19 protein-coding genes and 1 tRNA gene are annotated in these 18,227 nt (G+C 67.9%); 1 reads left to right on the forward strand and 19 read right to left on the reverse strand.

The annotated features are described in order from the left end of the window. Nucleotide 1 precedes the first annotated feature (1 nt). From nuoK to tpiA, 14 genes are all read right to left on the reverse strand, one after another. Complete coding sequence (nuoK, locus tag HEP73_RS14135; RefSeq protein WP_179563852.1) at nt 2-307, reverse strand: NADH-quinone oxidoreductase subunit NuoK; 306 nt, start codon at nt 305-307, stop codon at nt 2-4. Further along, nucleotides 304-954 carry an NADH-quinone oxidoreductase subunit J gene (locus HEP73_RS14140; protein WP_185813276.1) on the reverse strand — a complete coding sequence of 217 codons (651 nt, stop codon included), beginning with the start codon at nt 952-954 and terminating at the stop codon, nt 304-306. Before HEP73_RS14140 ends, nuoK begins: the two co-directional genes overlap by 4 nt. 9 nt (nt 955-963) lie before the next feature. After that, on the reverse strand, nt 964-1,452 hold the full coding sequence (nuoI, locus tag HEP73_RS14145) for an NADH-quinone oxidoreductase subunit NuoI (protein ID WP_003467418.1): 489 nt from the start codon (nt 1,450-1,452) through the stop codon (nt 964-966). Between the two features lie 3 nt (nt 1,453-1,455). Next, entirely contained in the window at nt 1,456-2,547 is a 1,092-nt protein-coding gene (gene nuoH, locus HEP73_RS14150) for an NADH-quinone oxidoreductase subunit NuoH (RefSeq protein ID WP_185820461.1), read from the reverse strand. Then, nucleotides 2,544-4,793 carry an NADH-quinone oxidoreductase subunit NuoG gene (gene nuoG / locus HEP73_RS14155; RefSeq protein ID WP_185820462.1) on the reverse strand — a complete coding sequence of 750 codons (2,250 nt, stop codon included), beginning with the start codon at nt 4,791-4,793 and terminating at the stop codon, nt 2,544-2,546. Before nuoG ends, nuoH begins: the two co-directional genes overlap by 4 nt. Further along, nucleotides 4,790-6,133, reverse strand: a complete 1,344-nt coding sequence (gene nuoF / locus HEP73_RS14160) for an NADH-quinone oxidoreductase subunit NuoF (protein WP_185813279.1) — start codon at nt 6,131-6,133, stop codon at nt 4,790-4,792. Before nuoF ends, nuoG begins: the two co-directional genes overlap by 4 nt. A gap of 5 nt (nt 6,134-6,138) precedes the next feature. Further along, a complete protein-coding gene (gene nuoE, locus HEP73_RS14165; RefSeq protein WP_185813280.1) occupies nt 6,139-6,666 on the reverse strand; it encodes an NADH-quinone oxidoreductase subunit NuoE in 528 nt (175 codons plus the stop codon). Next, the gene (locus HEP73_RS14170; RefSeq protein ID WP_185820463.1) at nt 6,663-7,970 is read right to left on the reverse strand and encodes an NADH-quinone oxidoreductase subunit D; all 1,308 of its coding nucleotides are present in this window, start codon (nt 7,968-7,970) and stop codon (nt 6,663-6,665) included. The genes nuoE and HEP73_RS14170 overlap by 4 nt, the downstream gene beginning before the upstream one ends. Continuing rightward, complete coding sequence (locus HEP73_RS14175; protein WP_003467426.1) at nt 7,967-8,716, reverse strand: NADH-quinone oxidoreductase subunit C; 750 nt, start codon at nt 8,714-8,716, stop codon at nt 7,967-7,969. The genes HEP73_RS14170 and HEP73_RS14175 overlap by 4 nt, the downstream gene beginning before the upstream one ends. Before the next feature lie 34 nt (nt 8,717-8,750). Then, the gene (locus tag HEP73_RS14180; RefSeq protein ID WP_003467428.1) at nt 8,751-9,305 is read right to left on the reverse strand and encodes a NuoB/complex I 20 kDa subunit family protein; all 555 of its coding nucleotides are present in this window, start codon (nt 9,303-9,305) and stop codon (nt 8,751-8,753) included. Continuing rightward, on the reverse strand, nt 9,296-9,652 hold the full coding sequence (locus HEP73_RS14185) for an NADH-quinone oxidoreductase subunit A (RefSeq protein WP_179563846.1): 357 nt from the start codon (nt 9,650-9,652) through the stop codon (nt 9,296-9,298). The genes HEP73_RS14180 and HEP73_RS14185 overlap by 10 nt, the downstream gene beginning before the upstream one ends. 107 nt (nt 9,653-9,759) lie before the next feature. After that, a tRNA-Leu gene (locus tag HEP73_RS14190) sits at nt 9,760-9,844 on the reverse strand. A 48-nt stretch (nt 9,845-9,892) separates the two neighbouring features. Then, nucleotides 9,893-10,330, reverse strand: a complete 438-nt coding sequence (gene secG, locus HEP73_RS14195; RefSeq protein ID WP_185813282.1) for a preprotein translocase subunit SecG — start codon at nt 10,328-10,330, stop codon at nt 9,893-9,895. A 65-nt stretch (nt 10,331-10,395) separates the two neighbouring features. Further along, nucleotides 10,396-11,151 (reverse strand): triose-phosphate isomerase, encoded by a 756-nt coding sequence (gene tpiA, locus HEP73_RS14200; RefSeq protein WP_185820464.1) that lies wholly within the window; start codon nt 11,149-11,151, stop codon nt 10,396-10,398. A 127-nt stretch (nt 11,152-11,278) separates the two neighbouring features. Here tpiA and HEP73_RS14205 point away from each other — a divergent pair, with 127 nt between their 5' ends. After that, nucleotides 11,279-12,076 carry an SDR family NAD(P)-dependent oxidoreductase gene (locus HEP73_RS14205; protein WP_185820465.1) on the forward strand — a complete coding sequence of 266 codons (798 nt, stop codon included), beginning with the start codon at nt 11,279-11,281 and terminating at the stop codon, nt 12,074-12,076. A gap of 117 nt (nt 12,077-12,193) precedes the next feature. Here the strand turns inward: HEP73_RS14205 and HEP73_RS14210 are convergent, their stop codons facing one another. From HEP73_RS14210 to trpB, 5 genes are all read right to left on the reverse strand, one after another. Beyond that, nucleotides 12,194-13,132, reverse strand: a complete 939-nt coding sequence (locus HEP73_RS14210) for an isopenicillin N synthase family dioxygenase (RefSeq protein ID WP_185820466.1) — start codon at nt 13,130-13,132, stop codon at nt 12,194-12,196. Nucleotides 13,133-13,246: 114 nt separating this feature from the next. Then, nucleotides 13,247-14,596 (reverse strand): phosphoglucosamine mutase, encoded by a 1,350-nt coding sequence (gene glmM, locus HEP73_RS14215; protein ID WP_185813286.1) that lies wholly within the window; start codon nt 14,594-14,596, stop codon nt 13,247-13,249. A 142-nt stretch (nt 14,597-14,738) separates the two neighbouring features. Next, nucleotides 14,739-15,629 (reverse strand): acetyl-CoA carboxylase, carboxyltransferase subunit beta, encoded by an 891-nt coding sequence (gene accD / locus HEP73_RS14220; RefSeq protein ID WP_009590585.1) that lies wholly within the window; start codon nt 15,627-15,629, stop codon nt 14,739-14,741. A 397-nt stretch (nt 15,630-16,026) separates the two neighbouring features. Continuing rightward, nucleotides 16,027-16,842, reverse strand: a complete 816-nt coding sequence (trpA, locus tag HEP73_RS14225; protein ID WP_185820467.1) for a tryptophan synthase subunit alpha — start codon at nt 16,840-16,842, stop codon at nt 16,027-16,029. Nucleotides 16,843-16,987: 145 nt separating this feature from the next. Beyond that, nucleotides 16,988-18,205, reverse strand: coding sequence for a tryptophan synthase subunit beta (gene trpB, locus HEP73_RS14230; RefSeq protein ID WP_185820468.1), 1,218 nt, complete (start codon nt 18,203-18,205; stop codon nt 16,988-16,990). Nucleotides 18,206-18,227: the final 22 nt, after the last annotated feature.

The following is an 18,227-nucleotide window of genomic DNA, read 5'->3' on the forward strand; positions in this document are numbered from 1 at the left end:
GTCAGCCCTTCAGCGAATCGACTTCGGCCACGTTGATCGTGTGGCGGGTACGGAACAGCGTCACCAGGATGGCGAGGCCGATGGCGGCCTCGGCCGCGGCCACGGTCAGGATGAAGAACACGAACAGCTGGCCGGCGGCGTCGCCGAGTTCGCGCGAGAACGCGACGAAATTGATGTTGACCGACAGCAGCATCAGCTCGATCGACATCAGCAGCACGATGACGTTCTTGCGGTTGAGGAAGATGCCGGCCAGGCTGATGCAGAACAGCACCGCGCCGAGCGCCAGCATGTGGCCTAGGGTGATCATGGCTGGCCCTCCTGCGGTGCCGGAGCCGGGGTGTGCAGCGTGGGCTTTTCGGCATCCATCTTGACGATGCGCAAGCGGTCGCCGGCCTTGACCCGCGCCTGCTCGCCCGGGTTCTGGGTCTTGATGCCGGTGCGCTTGCGCAGGGTCAGCATCACCGCCGCCACCACCGCCACGGTCAGGATGATCGCGGCGAATTCGAACGGCAGCAGGAACTGGGTGAACAGGGTCTTGGCCAGCCAGGTGATGTTGGAGGTGTCGGCGGCCTGCGCAGCGGCGTTGTCGGCCGGGAACGGGGTGGCGGTACGCGCCTTGACCCCGATCAGGGTGACCATCTGCACCAGCATCGCCACCGCCACGACCAAGCCGACCGGCAGGTAGCGTACCCAGCCCTGGCGCAGCCGCGCGGTATCGATGTCGAGCATCATCACCACGAACAGGAACAGCACCATCACCGCGCCGACGTAGACCAGCACCAGGGTCACGCCGAGGAACTCGGCGCCCACCAGCAGCCACACGCAGGCGATGGAGAAGAAGGTCAGGATCAGGCACAGCACTGCGTACACCGAGTTGCGCACGCTGATCACCGCGCCGGCGGAAACCGCGGCGGTGGTGGCGAAGATCCAGAAAGCGATATTTACCCAATCCATTTCAGGACCTCAACGGAAGGCGGCGTCGGCGGCGCGGCGCTCGGCGATCTCGGCTTCCAGCCGGTCTCCGATCGCCAGCAGCTGCGGCTTGGTGACGATGTTCTCGCCGCGGTTCTCGAAGTGGTACTCGAGCACGTGGGTTTCCACGATCGAGTCCACCGGACAGCTTTCCTCGCAGAAACCGCAGTAGATGCACTTGAACAGGTCGATGTCGTAGCGGGTGGTGCGGCGGGTGCCGTCCTCGCGCTTGGCCGAATCGATGGTGATCGCCAACGCCGGGCACACCGCCTCGCACAGCTTGCAGGCGATGCAGCGTTCCTCGCCGTTGGGATAGCGGCGCAGCGCGTGCAGGCCGCGGAAGCGCACCGACTGTGGGAACTTCTCCATCGGGTACAGCACGGTGTACTTGGGACGGAACGTGTACTTCAGGGTCAGCCACAGGCCGCCGAGCAGCTCGAGCAGCAGCAGGCTCTTGAAGTAATGGGTGACTTTATTCATCGCTTACACGCCCTTGTGGATCACGCCGTAGAACACCATCAATGCCGTCACCGCGATCCATACGATCGTCAGCGGGATGAACACCTTCCAGCCCAGGCGCATGATCTGGTCGTAGCGGTAGCGCGGGAAGCTGGCGCGGAACCAGATGTAGGCGCTGGCGAAGAACAACACCTTCATCAGCAGCCACGGCCAGCCGCCGGTCCAGATCCAGTTGACCCACGGCGAGATGTCCGCGGTGACCCAGCCCTGGATCGGGCTCAGCCAGCCGCCCAGGAAGAAGATCGAGACCAGGAAGCTGACCAGGATCATGTTGGCGTATTCGGCCAGGAAGAACAGCGCGAACGCGCCGCCCGAATACTCGACCATGTGCCCGGCGACGATTTCCGACTCGCCCTCGACCACGTCGAACGGCGCGCGGTTGGTCTCGGCCACGCCGGACACCCAGTACACGATGAACAGCGGGAACAGCGGCACCAGGAACCAGTCGAAGAAGCCGGAGTTGCCGGCCTGCGCCGTCACGATCGTGCTCAGGTTGAGGCTGCCGGCGGCGATCATCACCCCGACCAGGGCGAAGCCCATCGCGATCTCGTAGCTGACCACCTGCGCGGCCGAGCGCATCGCGCCCAGGAACGCGTACTTGGAGTTGGACGCCCAGCCGGCCAGGATGATGCCGTACACGCCCAGCGAGGTCATCGCCAGCAGGTACAGCAGGCCGGCGTTGGCGTTGGACAGCACCAGCTTGGCGTCGAACGGCACCACCGCCCAGGCCGCGAACGCCGGCGCCAGGGTGATCAGCGGCGCGATCACGAACATCGCCTTGTGCGAACTGCTGGGCTGGATGATTTCCTTGAACAGCAGCTTGAACACGTCGGCGAAGGCCTGGAAGATGCCCATGCCCACGTACATCGGCCCGTGGCGCACGTGCATCCAGCCGATCAGCTTGCGCTCCCAGACCACGTAGAACGCCACCGAGATGATCACCGGCATGGTGATCAGCAGGATCTTCAGCACGATCCACAGGACCACGCCGATCGCGCCCAGGCCGACGAACCACTGGTGCAGCGGATCGACCACGTTCAACAGCATCTCGTTCATACAGCCACCACCGTTACCCGGCCGGCACCGATCGGCGCCGTCGCACCATGCCCGGATTCGATCCAGGCCACCCCTGCCGCGACCCGCGGATCCAGCACCACCGGCAGCGTCGCGTTGCCGACGGCGTTGCCGACCTTGACCACCTGCCCGGCGGCCACGCCCAGTTGCGCGGCGTGCTCGGGATGCAGGCGGATCGCCGGCGCGTCGTTGAGCGGATGCGCCTGCAGCGCGGGCGCACGGCGCACCACCGCATCGGTGCGGTAGATGGCCGGCGTCGCCGCCACTTCGATGCCCTCGCCCGCCGCGGCCTGCGCCGAACCGCGCAGGCTCACGCTGCGCGGCTGCACACCGGCACGCAGGCCGGCCAGGTCGGTGAAGTCGAAGCCGGCCAGCTGCAGCTCGCCGCCGAGCGCACGCAGCACACGCCAGCCTTCGCGCGCCTGGTCCGGCAGCTTGCCGGCGGCACGCGCCAGCTGCTCGACGCCGTCCAGGTTGGTCAGCGTCGCGTCGATTTCCGGCAGCGCGCCGATCGGCAGGATCACGTCGGCGACGTCGCGGGTGGAGGCGCAGGCGAACTGGCTGAACGCCACCACCTTGGCCGCGCCCAGCGCGGCGCGCGCGGCGCCGGCATCGGCGAAGTCCAGGCCCGGCTCGATGCCGTACAGCACATAGGCGTTGCGCGGCTCGGCGAACATGCCGGCCACGTCGCGCGCGCTCGGCAGCACGCCCAGCTTGGCCAGGCCGACCGCGTTGGCGCCCTGCGGCACGCGGCACAGCGCCGCGCCGGTGGCGGCGGCGAAGTCGCGCGCGGCGGCGCGCAGCGCAGCGGCCTGCGGATGGTTCTCGACCAGCGCGCCGACGATCAGCACCGCACGCCCGGCCGCGCCCTGCACCGCCTCGCGCAGCGCCGCATCGGCGAGCGCGGCGGCGAAGCCGGACGGGGCCACGATCTGCTTGCCGGCCTGGTCGAAGGCGAAATCGAAATCGACCGGGTTGATCGAGTACACGCGCGCCTGGCGCTGCATGCGCGCCTTGCGGATGCGGGCGTGCAGCAGCGGCAGCTCGTGGCGCAGGTTGCTGCCCAGCACCACGATCACGTCGGCCTGTTCGATCTGCGCCAGCGGCACCGCGAACGGCTCGGCCACGGCGGCATCGGAGAAATCGCGGTTGCCGATGCGGTGGTCCAGGTTGCCGCTGCCCAGGCCATCGGCCAGGCGCGCCAGCAAGGCGCCTTCCTCGTTGGAGGTGGCCGGGTGCGCGAGCACGCCCAGCGCATCGCCGCGGTTGCTCTTCAGGATGTCGGCGGCGGCGGCCAGGCCATCGGCCCAGGACACTTCCTGCCACTGGCCATCGATCTTGCGCAGCGGCCGCGTGGCGCGGTCGGCCGCGTACAGGCCCTGGTGCGAATAACGGTCACGGTCGGACAGCCAGCACTCGTTGACCGCTTCGTTGTCGCGCGGCACGGTGCGCAGCACTTCGCCGCGGCGCACGTGCAGGAACAGGTTGGAGCCCATCGCATCGTGGTAGCCGAGCGATTCGCGCGCGGTCAGTTCCCACGGACGCGCGCGGAACTGGAACACCTTGTTGGTCAGCGCGCCGACCGGGCACACGTCGATGACATTGCCCGACAGCTCGGTGGTCAGCGGCTTGCCGTCATAGGTGCCGATCTGCAGGTTCTCGCCGCGGTACATGCCGCCCAGCTCGTAGGTGCCGGCGATGTCCGCGGTGAAGCGCACGCAGCGCGTGCACTGGATGCAGCGGGTCATCTCGGTGGCGACCAGCGGACCGATGTCCTCGTCCGCCACCACGCGCTTGCGCTCGTTGAAGCGGCTGACCGAACGGCCGTAGCCCAGCGACACATCCTGCAGTTCGCACTCGCCGCCCTGATCGCAGATCGGGCAATCCAGCGGGTGGTTGATCAGCAGGAATTCCATCACGCTGCGCTGGTACTTCAGCGCCTTCTCGCTGCGCGTGGCGACCTTCATGCCGTCCATCACCGGCGTCGCGCAGGCGGGCGACGGCTTCGGCGACTTCTCCACATCGACCAGGCACATGCGGCAGTTGGCCGCGATCGGCAGCTTCTCGTGGTAGCAGAAACGCGGGATCGGAATGCCGGCCTTGTCGGCGGCCTGGATGATCATCGAACCCTTGGGCACGACCAGGGACTGGCCGTCGATCTCGACGGTCACATGTCCCTCCGGCACCACGGCCGGGGTCGCGCCAGGATTGTTGGGTTGCGCGCTCATGCGGCGGCTGCCTCCAGCTTCTTGCCGTCAACCATCGAATGACCGTTGACGATGTAGTACTCGAATTCGTCCCAGAACTGGCGCAGGAAACCCTGGATGGGCCATGCCGCCGCTTCACCGAACGCGCAGATGGTGTGGCCTTCGATCTGGCCGGCTACCGTCCTCAACTGGTGCAGGTCTTCCATCGTGGCCTTGCCGGCGACGATGCGCTCGAGCACGCGGTGCATCCAGCCGGTGCCCTCGCGGCACGGGGTGCACTGGCCGCAGGATTCCTTGTGGAAGAACTGCGAGATGCGGCAGGCGAACTTGACGCAGCACACGCTGTCGTCGAGCACCACGATGGCGCCCGAACCCAGGCCGGTGCCCAGCGCGCGCAGGGTGTCGTAGTCCATCTGCAGGCCCTTGAGCTGCTCGGCCTTCAGCACCGGCATCGACACGCCGCCCGGCACCGCGCCCTTCAGCGTACGGCCTGGCTTCAGACCGCCAGCCATCTCCAGCAGTTCGTCGAAGGTGGTGCCCAGCGGCACCTCGAAGTTGCCGCCCTTCTGCACGCAGCCGGAGACCGAGAAAATCTTCGGCCCGCCGTTCTTGGTCTTGCTCAGGCCCAGGAACCATTCCGGGCCGTTGCGGATGATCGCCGGCACCGAGGCGTAGGTCTCGGTGTTGTTGATCGTCGACGGCTTGCCGTACAGACCGAAATTGGCCGGGAACGGCGGCTTGTAGCGCGGCTGGCCCTTCTTGCCTTCCAGCGACTCCATCAGCGCGGTCTCTTCGCCGCAGATGTAGGCGCCGGCGCCCAGCGCACCGTAGATGTCGATGTCCACGCCGCTGCCGAGCACGTTCTTGCCCAACCAGCCGTTGGAATACGCGTCCGCCAGGGCCTGCTCGAAGTGCTCGAACGGCTCGTGGTGGAACTCGCCGCGCAGGTAGTTGTAGCCGACCGTGCTGCCGGTGGCGTAGCAGGCGATGGCCATGCCCTCCACCACCGAATGCGGGTTGTAGCGCAGGATGTCGCGGTCCTTGCAGGTGCCCGGCTCGGACTCGTCCGAGTTGCACAGGATGTATTTCTGCGGCGCGCCCTTGGGCATGAACGACCACTTCAGGCCGGTCGGGAAGCCGGCGCCGCCGCGGCCGCGCAGGTTCGACTGCTTGACCATCTCGACCACCTGCTCCGGCGCGATCTTCTCTTCGAGGATCTTGCGCAGCGCGGCGTAGCCACCGGTCTTCAAGTAGCTCTCGTACGACCACGGGGTGTCGTAGTGCAGCGTGGTCAGCACGACCTGGTGCGGCAGTGGGGCCGGGCCGACCGGACCGGTGGGAGCGTGGGGATGCTGTGCCATTGCCGTTACTCCAACCCGTCCAGCAGCGCGTCGACCTTGTCCTTGGTCAACTGCTCGTGATAGTGGCCGTTGATCACCATCATCGGCGCGCCGGCGCAGCCGGCAAGGCATTCTTCTTCGCGCTTGAGGTAGACGCGGCCATCGGCGGTGGACTGGCCCAACTTGCAGCCGAGCTTCTTCTCCGCATGCGCGACCAGGTCTTCGGCGCCGTTGAGCCAGCAGCTGATGTTGGTGCAGAAGGCGACGTTGTTGCGGCCGACCTTCTCGGTCTCGAACATCGAGTAGAAGCTGGCGACCTCGTAGGCCCACACCGGCGGCAGCTCCAGGTACTTGGCCACGCCGACGATCAGTTCGTCGGTCAACCAGCCCTGGTTCTGCTCCTGCGCGGCGTGCAGGCCCTGCAGCACCGCCGAACGCTTACGGTCCGGCGGGAACTTGGCCAGCCAGTGATCGATGTGCGCGCGCGTCTTGTCGCTCAGCACCAACATCGGATCGACGTCGCGCGCCGCTTCGAAATTACCTGTCGCCTTCATCGGTCGACCTCACCAAACACCAGATCATAGGTACCAATCATCGCCACCACGTCGGCCAGCATGTGCCCGCGCACGATCGCGTCCATCGAGGACAGATGGGCGAAACCCGGCGCACGCAGGTGCACGCGGAACGGCTTGTTGGCACCGTCGGACGCCAGGTAGCAGCCGAACTCGCCCTTCGGCGCCTCGACCGCGCAATAGGTCTCGCCGGCCGGCACGCAATAGCCTTCGCTGAACAGCTTGAAGTGATGGATCAAGGCTTCCATGTCGTCCTTCATCTCCGCGCGCTTGGGCGGGGCGACCTTGAAGTTCTCGACCATCACCGGGCCAGGATTGGCCTTCAGCCACTTCACGCATTGCTGGATGATGCGGTTGGATTCGCGCATCTCGGCCACGCGCACCAGATAGCGGTCGTAGCAGTCGCCGTTGGTGCCGACCGGGATGTCGAAATCCACCGCGTCGTACTTGGCGTAGGGCTGCTTCTTGCGCAGGTCCCACTCGATGCCCGAGCCGCGCAGCATCACCCCGGTCATGCTCCAGCCATAGGCCTGTTCCGGCGTGACCACGCCGATGCCCACGGTGCGCTGCTTCCAGATGCGGTTGTCGGTGAGCAGGGTCTCGTACTCGTCGACCCGGCCCGGGAAGGTGCTGGTGAAGTCTTCCAGGAAGTCGAGCAGCGAGCCTTCGCGCGCGGCGTTGAGCCGCTTCAGCGCGTTGCCCTTGTGCCAGCGTGATTCCTTGTACTTGGGCATGCGGTCCGGCAGATCGCGATAGACGCCGCCGGGCCGGTAATAGGTCGCGTGCATGCGCGCGCCGGACACCGCCTCGTAGCAGTCCATCAGCTCTTCGCGCTCGCGGAACGCGTACAGCATCACCGCCATCGCGCCCAGATCCAGGCCGTTGGAACCGACCCACATCAGGTGGTTCAGGATGCGCGTGATCTCGTCGAACATGGTGCGGATGTACTGCGCGCGCTCCGGCGCCTCGATCCCCATCAGGGTCTCGATCGCGCGCACGTAGGCGTGCTCGTTGCACATCATCGACACGTAGTCGAGGCGATCCATGTAGCCGATCGACTGGTTGAACGGCTTGGACTCGGCCAGCTTCTCGGTGCCACGGTGCAGCAGGCCGATATGCGGATCGGCGCGAACCACGGTCTCGCCGTCCATTTCCAGGATCAGGCGCAGCACGCCATGCGCGGCCGGATGCTGCGGGCCGAAGTTCATGGTGTAGTTGCGGATCTCCTGCTTGCTTTCGGCAGGATTGCTGGCGAAGGCGTCGTGCGCCTGGTGGTACTCGCTCACTTGGCGGGCTCCTTGAATGCTTCGCCCGCGGCGGTCTGGTAGCGCGCATCGTCGCGAATCACGCGCGGCACACCGACGCGCGGCTCGACCGAGGTCACCGGCTCGTAGACCACGCGCTGCTTCTCTTCGTCGTAACGCACTTCGACGTTGCCGATCAGCGGGAAATCCTTGCGGAACGGATGGCCGACGAAGCCGTAGTCGGTGAGGATGCGGCGCAGGTCCGGGTGGCCGGCGAAGACCACGCCGAACAGGTCGAACGCCTCGCGCTCGAACCAGTTCGCGCCCGGCCAGATGTCGGTGACCGAGGCCACCACCGGCAGGTCTTCGTTCGGCGCATAGCAGCGCACGCGCAGGCGCTGGTTGTGGCGATAGGAGATCAGCTGTGCGAGCACCGCATAGCGCTGCAGCGGCACCGGCAACGGCTGGATGTCGCCGGCGGTCTCGCCGCTGGGGAACTCGCCCCAGCCGAAACGGCCCATGCCCTTGCCTTCGACGCCGCGACTGAAGCCCTGCGACGACACGTCGGCGGTATCCCACTCGTCGCTGCCGTAGCCCAGGTAGTCCACGCCGCACAGGTCGGACAATTGCTCGAAACCGAACTCGTCGCGCAGCGCCAGGCAGGTGGCGTGCCAGGCGTCGGCCGGCACTTCCAGGGTGACTTCGCCACGCGGGAGGACCACGAACACCTGGCTGCCGGGGAAACGGGCGCCGAGTCGGTCGCTAAAGGAAGATGCTTGCTCTGCCATGGGGGCTTGGCGTGCTCTTAAGAAGTAAGAGGAATCAGCGCGCGATGGTCTGGGTTCGCCAGATCTTCTTCTGCAGCTGCAAGATGCCGTAGACCAGCGCTTCGGCGGTCGGCGGGCAGCCCGGGACGTAGATGTCCACCGGCACGATGCGGTCGCAGCCGCGCACCACCGAATACGAATAGTGGTAGTAGCCGCCGCCGTTGGCGCAGCTGCCCATCGAGATCACCCACTTCGGGTCGGGCATCTGGTCGTAGACCTTGCGCAGCGCCGGGGCCATCTTGTTGACCAGGGTGCCAGCGACGATCATCACGTCGGACTGGCGCGGCGACGGGCGGAACACCACGCCGTAGCGGTCCAGGTCCAGGCGCGCGGCGCCGGCGTGCATCATCTCGACCGCGCAGCAGGCCAGACCGAAGGTCATCGGCCACATTGAGCCGGTGCGCGCCCAGTTCAGCAGCGCATCGACGCTGGTGGTCACGTAGCCCTTCTCGAGCAACGGGTTCTCGCCTTCGGGACGCAGGATGTCGTCGACCCGCCCTTCCGGGATCGGGTTGGTCATCAGGCGATCCAGGGTCTGAATCACTCCCATTCCAGCGCTCCCTTCTTCCACACGTAGATAAAACCGAGGAACAGCATGCCGACGAACAGGCCCATGGTGACCAGGGAGCGAGCGCCCAGGTCCATGAACACCTGCGTCCACGGCACGATGAAGATGATTTCCAGATCGAAGACGATGAACTGGATCGCGATCAGGTAGTAGCGCACGTCGAACTTCATGCGCGCGTCCTCGAAGGCCTCGAAGCCGCACTCGTAGGGCGAGAGCTTCTTCGCGTCGGGACGCCGGGGACCGAGGAACCGTCCCACCAGCATCAGCGCGACGCCGATTCCGGTGGCCACGATCAGAAACAGTAGGGTGGGCAAATATTCGGCCAGCACTCGCAATTCTCTCTTGCCTGTGCCCGCGCGCGTGCCGCGCAGGCATGGGATAGACGATCTTCCGGCAAGGGACGTGACGTTCCTGCGCAGAAACCGTAGCCAAACAATGGTGCCCAAGAGGGGACTCGAACCCCTACGACCTAAGTCGCTACCACCTCAAGGTAGTGCGTCTACCAATTCCGCCACCTGGGCTTGCGTATCGCGCGCGGCATCCCGCCGCGCAACATATTGTAACCGTCTTCAGTCTTTCTGCGATGGGGCAGGCGACTTTTGTTGTGCATTTTCCGGCGGCTGCTGCGCGGGCACCGCAGCGGCAGGTGCGGCAGCGGCCGGCGCGGTCGAGGCCGGGGCCTGCGGGATCTGCAGCTCGCCGGCCGGCGCGGCCGGGGACGGGGTCGCGGCCTGCGACATCACGCCGAGATTGGCCTCCGCGGCCGGGCGCGCGCTGTGGCCGGCATACCAGGCCATGAACAGGCTGATGCCGAAGAACACCACCGCCAGCCACTTGGTCGACTTGGACAGGAAGTTGGACGCGCCGCGCGATCCGAACACGGTGCCGGACGCACCCGCGCCGAAGCCCGAACCCGCCGCCGCGCCGGAACCGCGCTGCATCAGGATCAGCGCGATCATCGCGATCGCCACCAGCACGTAGACCACATTGAGGATGACCATCAGCATTTCGAAATCCGTCCGGACAGTTGCGACTTGAGTAGCGAGCGGCCGCCAGCACGGCGACCGTTCGGTTAACGGGCGGCCGCCGCTCGCGCGATGGCCAGGAACTCTTGGGCGACCAGCGAAGCGCCGCCGACCAGCCCGCCATCGACGTCCGGCTGTGCGAACAGCTCGGCGGCGTTGTCGGGCTTGACGCTGCCCCCATACAGGAGCGGCAGCGAATCAGCGATTCTAGCATCGTGGGCGGCGACTTCGCCACGGATGAAGGCGTGTACCGCCTGCGCCTGGGCCGGGCTGGCGGTGCGCCCGGTGCCGATCGCCCACACCGGCTCGTAGGCGACCACGGCCTGGGCGAAGCCCTGCGCGCCGACCAGCGCCAGCACCGGCGCCAGCTGCGCGGCGATGACCGATTCAGTCTGGCCGGCCTCGCGCTGCTCCAGGGTCTCGCCCACGCACAGGATCGGGATCAGCCCGGCATGCAGCGCCGCGGCGAACTTGCGCGCGACCAGTTCGCTGCTCTCGTGATGGTACTGGCGCCGCTCCGAATGCCCGACCAGGCCGTACTCGGCGCCGACATCGACCAGCATCGCCGCCGACACCTCGCCGGTGTAGGCGCCCTTCTCGTTGCTGCTCACGTCCTGCGCGCCGAAGCGCAACGCATGGTCCTCGAAATCCTCGATCAGGTCGCCCAGGTACGGCAGCGGCGGCAGGATCACCACCTCCACGCCGTCGGCGGGCAGGCCCGCGGCCACCTCGTGCACCAGCGCCGTGGCGAAATGGCGATTGCCGTGCAGCTTCCAGTTTCCGGCTACGATCTTGCGTCGCATCGGCGCGTTCTCCGGCGAAAAAGTGCCGAAAGGATAGCCGATGCGCGGTGAGGCCCGGCGCGGGCGCCCCGCTTCGCCGCCTCCGCCGCCGCCCCGCCCCACCCTTTGCCGCCTCTGCGAGACCGCCATGCCCCAGCCTTCCGGCCATGCCCTGATCACCGGCGCCTCCAGCGGCATCGGCCGCGAGATCGCCCGCGAATACGCGCGCCGCGGCGTGCCGCTGATCCTCAGCGCGCGGCGCGAGGCGCTGCTGCAGGCGCTGGCCGAGGAACTGCGCGCGCAGGTGCCGGTGCAGATCGTGGTCGCCGACCTGGCCGACCCGGCGGCACCGGCCGCGCTGGTGGCCGAACTGGAACGGCGCGGCCTGGCGGTGCGGATCCTGGTCAACAACGCCGGCTACGGCGTGCCGGGCCGCTTTCCCGACAGCGACTGGGCCACCCACGCCGCGTTCCTGCAGGTGATGGTCGGCGCGGTCTGCGAACTGACCTGGCGCCTGCTGCCGGCACTGCGCGCCAGCGGCCAGGGCCGCATCCTCAACGTCGCCTCGTTCGCCGCACTGGTGCCCGGCGCCGACGGGCAGACCCTGTACGCGGCGGCCAAGAGCTTCATGCTGCGCTTCAGCGAATCGCTGGCGCTGGAAAACGCCGACCGCGGCGTCAACGTCTGCGCACTGTGCCCGGGCTTCACCTGGTCCGAATTCCACGACGTGACCGGCACCCGCGAACAGATGAACAAACTGCCGCGCTGGGCCTGGCTGCAGACCGCCGCGGTCGCACGCGCCGGCATCGACGGCGCCGAACACGGCCGCGTGCGGGTGGTGCCGGGCGCGTTCTACCGCGCCCTGCTGGGCCTGGTCGCATTGCTGCCGAACGCGCTGCTGCTGAGAGTGATACGACGCGGCTCGCAGCGAATCAGGCCGTTGTGAGCCGGGATTTGGGATTCGGGATTAGGGATTCGCAAGAGCGGATTCCCTAGCCGGCGTTTGTATCCGCAGCGCACGCCCCGCTTTTGCGAATCCCCAATCCCGAATCCCCAATCCCGACTATTTCAGCTTGATCTCGCGCAACCGCTCTTCCAGATACCCCTGCGCGGTGATCGGCTCGGGGTAGCGGCTGGGGTTGTCGGCGCTGACGCAGGACGGCAGCACGTCGATGACGAAATCCGGGTTCGGGTGCAGGAAGAACGGCACCGAGTAGCGCGGTTGCCGCGCCTGTTCGCCCGGCGGGTTGACCACGCGGTGGGTGGTCGAGGGATACACGTGGTTGGTCAGGCGCTGCAGCATGTCGCCAATGTTGACCACGATGGTGTCGGCGTCGGAGGTGAACGGCACCCACTCGCCCTGCTTGGACTTCACTTCCAGGCCGGCGGCGCTGGCGCCGACCAGCAGGGTGATCAGGTTGATGTCCTCGTGCGCGCCGGCGCGCACATTGGGGATATCGTCGGCCGTGATCGGCGGGTAGTGGATCGGGCGCAGGATCGCGTTGCCCGAATCGGTCTTGTCGGCGAAGTAGTGCTCGGGCAGGCCGATATGCAACGCCAGCGCCGCCAGCACGCGCGCGCCGAGCTGGTCCAGCGCCTGGTACAGGCCGTAGCCGTGCTCGCGGAAGCCCGGCACTTCGCTCGGCCACAGGTTCGGCAGCATCACGTCGCGATATTTTGAATCCTCGCCAATCTCGCGGCCGATGTGCCAGAACTCCTTCAGGTCGAAGTGCTTGGAGTCCTTGGCGGTTTCCACGCCGAACGCGGTGTAGCCGCGCGCGCCGCCACTGCCGGGCACGTGGTACTTGCGCTTGACCTCCTCCGGCAAGGCGAAGAACGCCTTGAACACGCCATAGGCCGCATCGATCTGCGCCTGCGCGATGCCATGGTTGCGAATGCCGGCGAAGCCCCACTCGCGGTAGGCCGCGCCCAGCTCGGCGACGAAGGCGTCGCGGTCAGTGTCGAAGCGGGTGATGTCCAGGGTCGGGATGCGCGCAGTCATGGCGGTAACCGTAGTCGTGAAAGGGAAAGACGCCGCGATCAGATCAGCAGGCGGTACAGCAGGTAAAAGGTGGCCGCCTTGGCGATGACCACCACGATGCCGATGGCGATCGACTCACGCCGCGTCACGGACCGCCTCGGCGAGCTTTTCCAGGGTGTCGCGCATCAGCGCGGCGTCGTCGGCCTCGACCGTGACCCGCACCACCGGCTCGGTGCCGGACGGACGCAGGAAGGCGCGCCCGCGCCCCTGCACCGCCGCCTGCGCCGCGGCCAGCGCGGCCTGCACGCTGGCCGCCTCGGCCGGGCGCGCGCCTTGCTGCAGGCGCACGTTGACGGTCTGCTGCGGCACCTTGCGCAGACCCTGCAGCGCCTGGCGCAGGCTCTGCCGCGAGCGCTTGAGCACCTCAAGCACCTGCAACGCGCTGACGATGGCATCGCCAGTGGTGGCGCGGTCAAGGCACAGCATGTGCCCGGAAGTCTCGCCGCCGAGCACGCCGCCGTGCTCGACCAGCGCCTGGTGCACGTAGCGGTCGCCGACCTTGACCCGCAGGAACGGCAGCTGCAGCGCGGCCAGCGCCTGTTCCAGCCCGTAGTTGGTCATCAGCGTGCCGACCACCGGCCCGCGCAGGCGGCCGCTGGCCTGCCAGCCGCAGGCCAGCACGTACAGCAGGTCGTCGCCGTCGACCGGGTTGCCCTGGTCGTCGGCCATCAGCACGCGGTCGCCGTCGCCGTCGAAGGCGATGCCCAGCTGTGCGCCATGCTGGCGCACGTTGCTGGCGAGGTTGTCGATGTGCATCGAGCCGACCCCGGCATTGATGTTGAGCCCGTCCGGCGCGGCACCGATCGCGATCACCTCGGCGCCCAGCTCGCGGAACAGCAGCGGCGCGATGTGGTAGGTCGCGCCGTGCGCGCAGTCCAGCACCACCTTCAGCCCGCGCAGGTCGAAACCGCGCGGCACGCTGGCCTTGCAGAACTCGATGTAGCGGCCGATCGCGTCGCGCGCGCGCATCGCCTTACCCAGACGCTCGGATTCCACCGTGGCGAACGGCGCGTCGAGCGCGGCTTCGATCGCGCTCTCGGTGGCGTCGTCGAGCTTCTCGCCCTCGGCGGAAAAGAACTTGATGCCGTTGTCGTAGTGCGGATTGTGCGAGGCGCTGATCACGATGCCGGCGTCGGCGCCGAGCGTGCGGGTCAGGAACGCCACCGCCGGGGTCGGCATCGGCCCGAGCAGCTGCACGTCGACACCGGCGGCGACCAGCCCGGCCTCCAATGCCGATTCGAACATGTAGCCGGAGATGCGCGTGTCCTTGCCGATCACCACCGTCGGCCGCGCAGTGCCGGCGGCGCCGGCGCCGAGCACGCGGCCCAACGCATTACCCAGGCGCATCACGAAATCGGCGGAAATGGCGCCCTGCCCGACCCGGCCGCGGATGCCGTCGGTGCCGAAGTACTTGCGGGTGCTCATGCGGCTGGGAATCGGGAATCGGGAATCGGGAATCGGGCAAAGCCTGGAAATTGCGTCGGCCCAACGAAACGCGCGCTAGATGCGCAATCCATCGGCCGCGCGGGACCACGAATCCCGAATCCCGAATCCCGAATCCCGGCCTTCATGCCACCACCTCGGTCTTGGCCGGAGCCGGCTGGCGCATCATCATCGCCAGCAGTTCGGACAGGCGGTCGCGCAATTCGCGGCGGTCGCAGATCTGGTCGATCGCGCCATGCTCGAGCAGGAACTCCGAGCGCTGGAAGCCTTCCGGCAGGGTCTCGCGCACGGTCTGCTCGATCACCCGCGGGCCGGCGAAGCCGATCAGCGCGTACGGCTCGGCGATGTTGATGTCGCCGAGCATGGCGAAGCTGGCCGAAACGCCGCCGGTGGTCGGATGGGTCAGCACCGACACGTACGGCAGGCCGGCTTCGCGCAGGCGGCCGAGCGCGGCCGAGGTCTTGGCCATCTGCATCAGCGACAACAGGCCTTCCTGCATGCGCGCGCCGCCGCTGGCGGAGAAGCACACGAACGGCGCGCCGATCTGCAGCGCGGTCTCCGCGGCCAACGCGAAACGCTCGCCGACCACCGAGCCCATCGAGCCGCCCATGAAGGCGAAATCGAACGAGGCCGCAACCAGCGGCTGCGCCTTGAGCAGGCCCTGCATCGCGATCAGCGCGTCGTACTCGCCGGTGCTCTTCTGCGAGATCTTGATGCGTTCGCTGTACTTCTTCTGATCCTTGAATTTCAGCGCGTCGGTCGGGCCCAGGCGCGCGCCGATCTCGGTCGGCGTGGTGTCCGGATCGAACAGCGAGGCCAGGCGCGCGCGCGCGCGGATCGCCATGTGGTGGCCGCACTTCGGGCACACCTCCAGGTTCTCCTCCAGCTCCGGCCGGTACAGCACAGCGCTGCAGTTGGGGCATTTCTCCCACAGGCCTTCGGGGACGCTGCGCTTCTTGCTGGGCGTGCTATCGGTGCGGATGCCGGAGGGCATCAATTTGCTGAGCCAACTCATGCGGAATGACGATCCAGTCGCGCGGCCCACCAGGCCGCCAAGGGGCGACAGTCTAGCGCGGTGCTAGATATCGCGCCGCAACGACGTCATGCGGGCCGCAGCGCCACGCCGGTTGATGCGCCGCAACATCCCTACCCCGTTACCGGCGCGCAATCGGGTCGCATAGCAAGCGGGGGCTTACCTCCCCGCTCCTGGCGGGCGAGAGAGCACGGCGTGCGTGCCGTGAAGCGCCCCGCCATTGGTGCGGGCCGGGGCGCGGAGCGGGCGCAGCGGCGAAGGTATGGGCGAAGCCGCGCAGCCTACCCCTCGGGCCTAGAAAACCCGCAACCGAGCCGCTACCGCAAACGCCTGCCGATCTTGCCGCCGGGCAGCACCAACCGCCGGCGGATCCAGCCCCTCACCCCTGGTCCAGCGCCTGCCGCAGCGGCGCCAGGAAGGCCAGCGCGCGTTCGCGCACCGCCTCCGTGGTGGTCGCCTCGGCCAGAGCCGCGACCAGCGCGCTGCCGACCACCACGCCGTCGGCGTCCACCGCCATGGCCTTGGCGCTGGCGGCGTCCTTGATCCCGAACCCGGCCACCACCGGCACCGCCGAACGCGCGCGCAACTGACGCAGGCGGTCGCCGGCGGCGCGGGTGTCGAGGTGGTCGGCACCGGTGACGCCAGCGAAGCTGACGTAGTACAGGTAGCCGCGCGCCGTATCGCACAACAGGCCGATGCGCGCGTCGCTGGTGGTCGGGGAAGCCAGCACGATCAGGTCCAGGCCGGCGGCGGCGAAGATCGCCAGGGTTTCGGCCGACTCTTCCGGCGGCAGGTCGACCAGCAGTACGCCATCCACGCCGGCCGCCACCGCTTCCTCGGCGAAGCGCGCGGCGCCGTGGATCTCGACTGGGTTGAGGTAGCCCATCAGCACCACTGGCGTGGCCGCATCGTCGCGGCGGAACGCGCTGACCGTCTCCAGCACGTAGGCCAGGCCGGCGCCGCGCGCCAGCGCGCGTTCGGAGCTGCGCTGGATGGTGGGACCGTCGGCCATCGGGTCGGAGAACGGCACGCCGAGTTCGATCACGTCGGCGCCGGCCTCGACCAGAGCATGCATCGCCGGTACCGTCGCCTCCAGCGACGGATCGCCGGCGGTGACGAACGGAATCAGCGCCTTGCGCCCGGCCTGGCGCAGCGCGTCGAAGCGTGCGGCGATGCGGTTCGCGGCGCAGCTCATACGCAGCCCTCCACCAGTTGCACGGCGTTCCAGCTTCCCCAGTACATCGATCTCACGGTGCCTTCTCCGGTTTCGTAGCGAACCGCGAACCCGTGTTGCGGGTCGCGCCAAGTCTGATAAAGATCGTTGCCGCCGCCGCGCCCACTCACAGCACCATGCCTTCGCGCGCGGCGATGGTGTGCACGTCCTTGTCGCCGCGGCCGGACAGGTTGCACAGCACCAGCGCATCCTTGGGCAACTCGCGCGCCAGCTTGATCGATTGCGCCACCGCGTGGCTGGATTCCAGCGCGGCGAGGATGCCCTCCGTATGCGCCAGCAGGTGGAACGCGGCCAGCGCTTCGTCGTCGGTGATGCCCTGGTAGACCGCGCGGCCGCTGTCGGACAGGAACGCGTGCTCGGGGCCGACGCCCGGGTAGTCCAGGCCGGCGGACACCGAATGGGTCTCGATGATCTGGCCGTCGTCGTCGCAGATCACGTAGGTGCGGTTGCCGTGCAGCACGCCGGGGCGGCCGGCGGCGATCGAGGCGGCGTGGCGGCCGCTGGCGATGCCGTCGCCGGCGGCTTCGGCGCCGTAGATCTTCACCCCCGGATCGTTGAGGAAGGCGTGGAACAGGCCGATGGCGTTGCTGCCGCCGCCGACGCAGGCGCTGATCGCGTCCGGCAGGCGGCCGTAGTCCTCGAGCATCTGCGCGCGCGCCTCGCGGCCGACGATGGCGTTGAAGTCGCGCACCATGCGCGGATACGGATCTGGGCCGGCAACGGTGCCGATGATGTAGAAGGTGTCCTGCACGTTGGTCACCCAGTCGCGCATCGCCTCGTTCAGCGCGTCCTTGAGCGTGGCCGAGCCGGAGGTCACCGGCACCACCTGCGCGCCGAGCAGCTGCATCCGGTAGACGTTGATCTTCTGCCGCTCGATATCGGTGGCGCCCATGTACACCACGCATTCCAGACCCAGCCGCGCGGCCACGGTGGCGCTGGCCACGCCGTGCTGGCCGGCGCCGGTCTCGGCGATGATGCGGGTCTTGCCCATGCGGCTGGCCAGCAGCGCCTGGCCGATGGTGTTGTTGATCTTGTGCGCGCCGGTGTGGTTCAGGTCCTCGCGCTTGAGCAGGATCTGCGCGCCGCCGACTTCGCGGCTGAGCCGCTCGGCGTGGTAGATCGGGCTGGGCCGGCCGACGTAGTGCTTGAGGTCCTTGTCGTACTCGGCGATGAAGGCCGGATCCTGGCGCGCCTGGTCGTAGGCCGCGGCCAGCTCCTGCAGCGGCCCGATCAGGGTCTCGGCGACGAAGCGGCCGCCGTAGCGGCCGAAGTGGCCATTGGCGTCTGGATAGGCGTGGAAGTCGCTGATGGGGGCGGAGGACATGGCGATCACGGCAAGTGGGACA

Origin of the sequence: Xanthomonas sp. GW, from assembly GCF_014236815.1 — a bacterium.
Taxonomy (GTDB): domain Bacteria; phylum Pseudomonadota; class Gammaproteobacteria; order Xanthomonadales; family Xanthomonadaceae; genus Xanthomonas_A.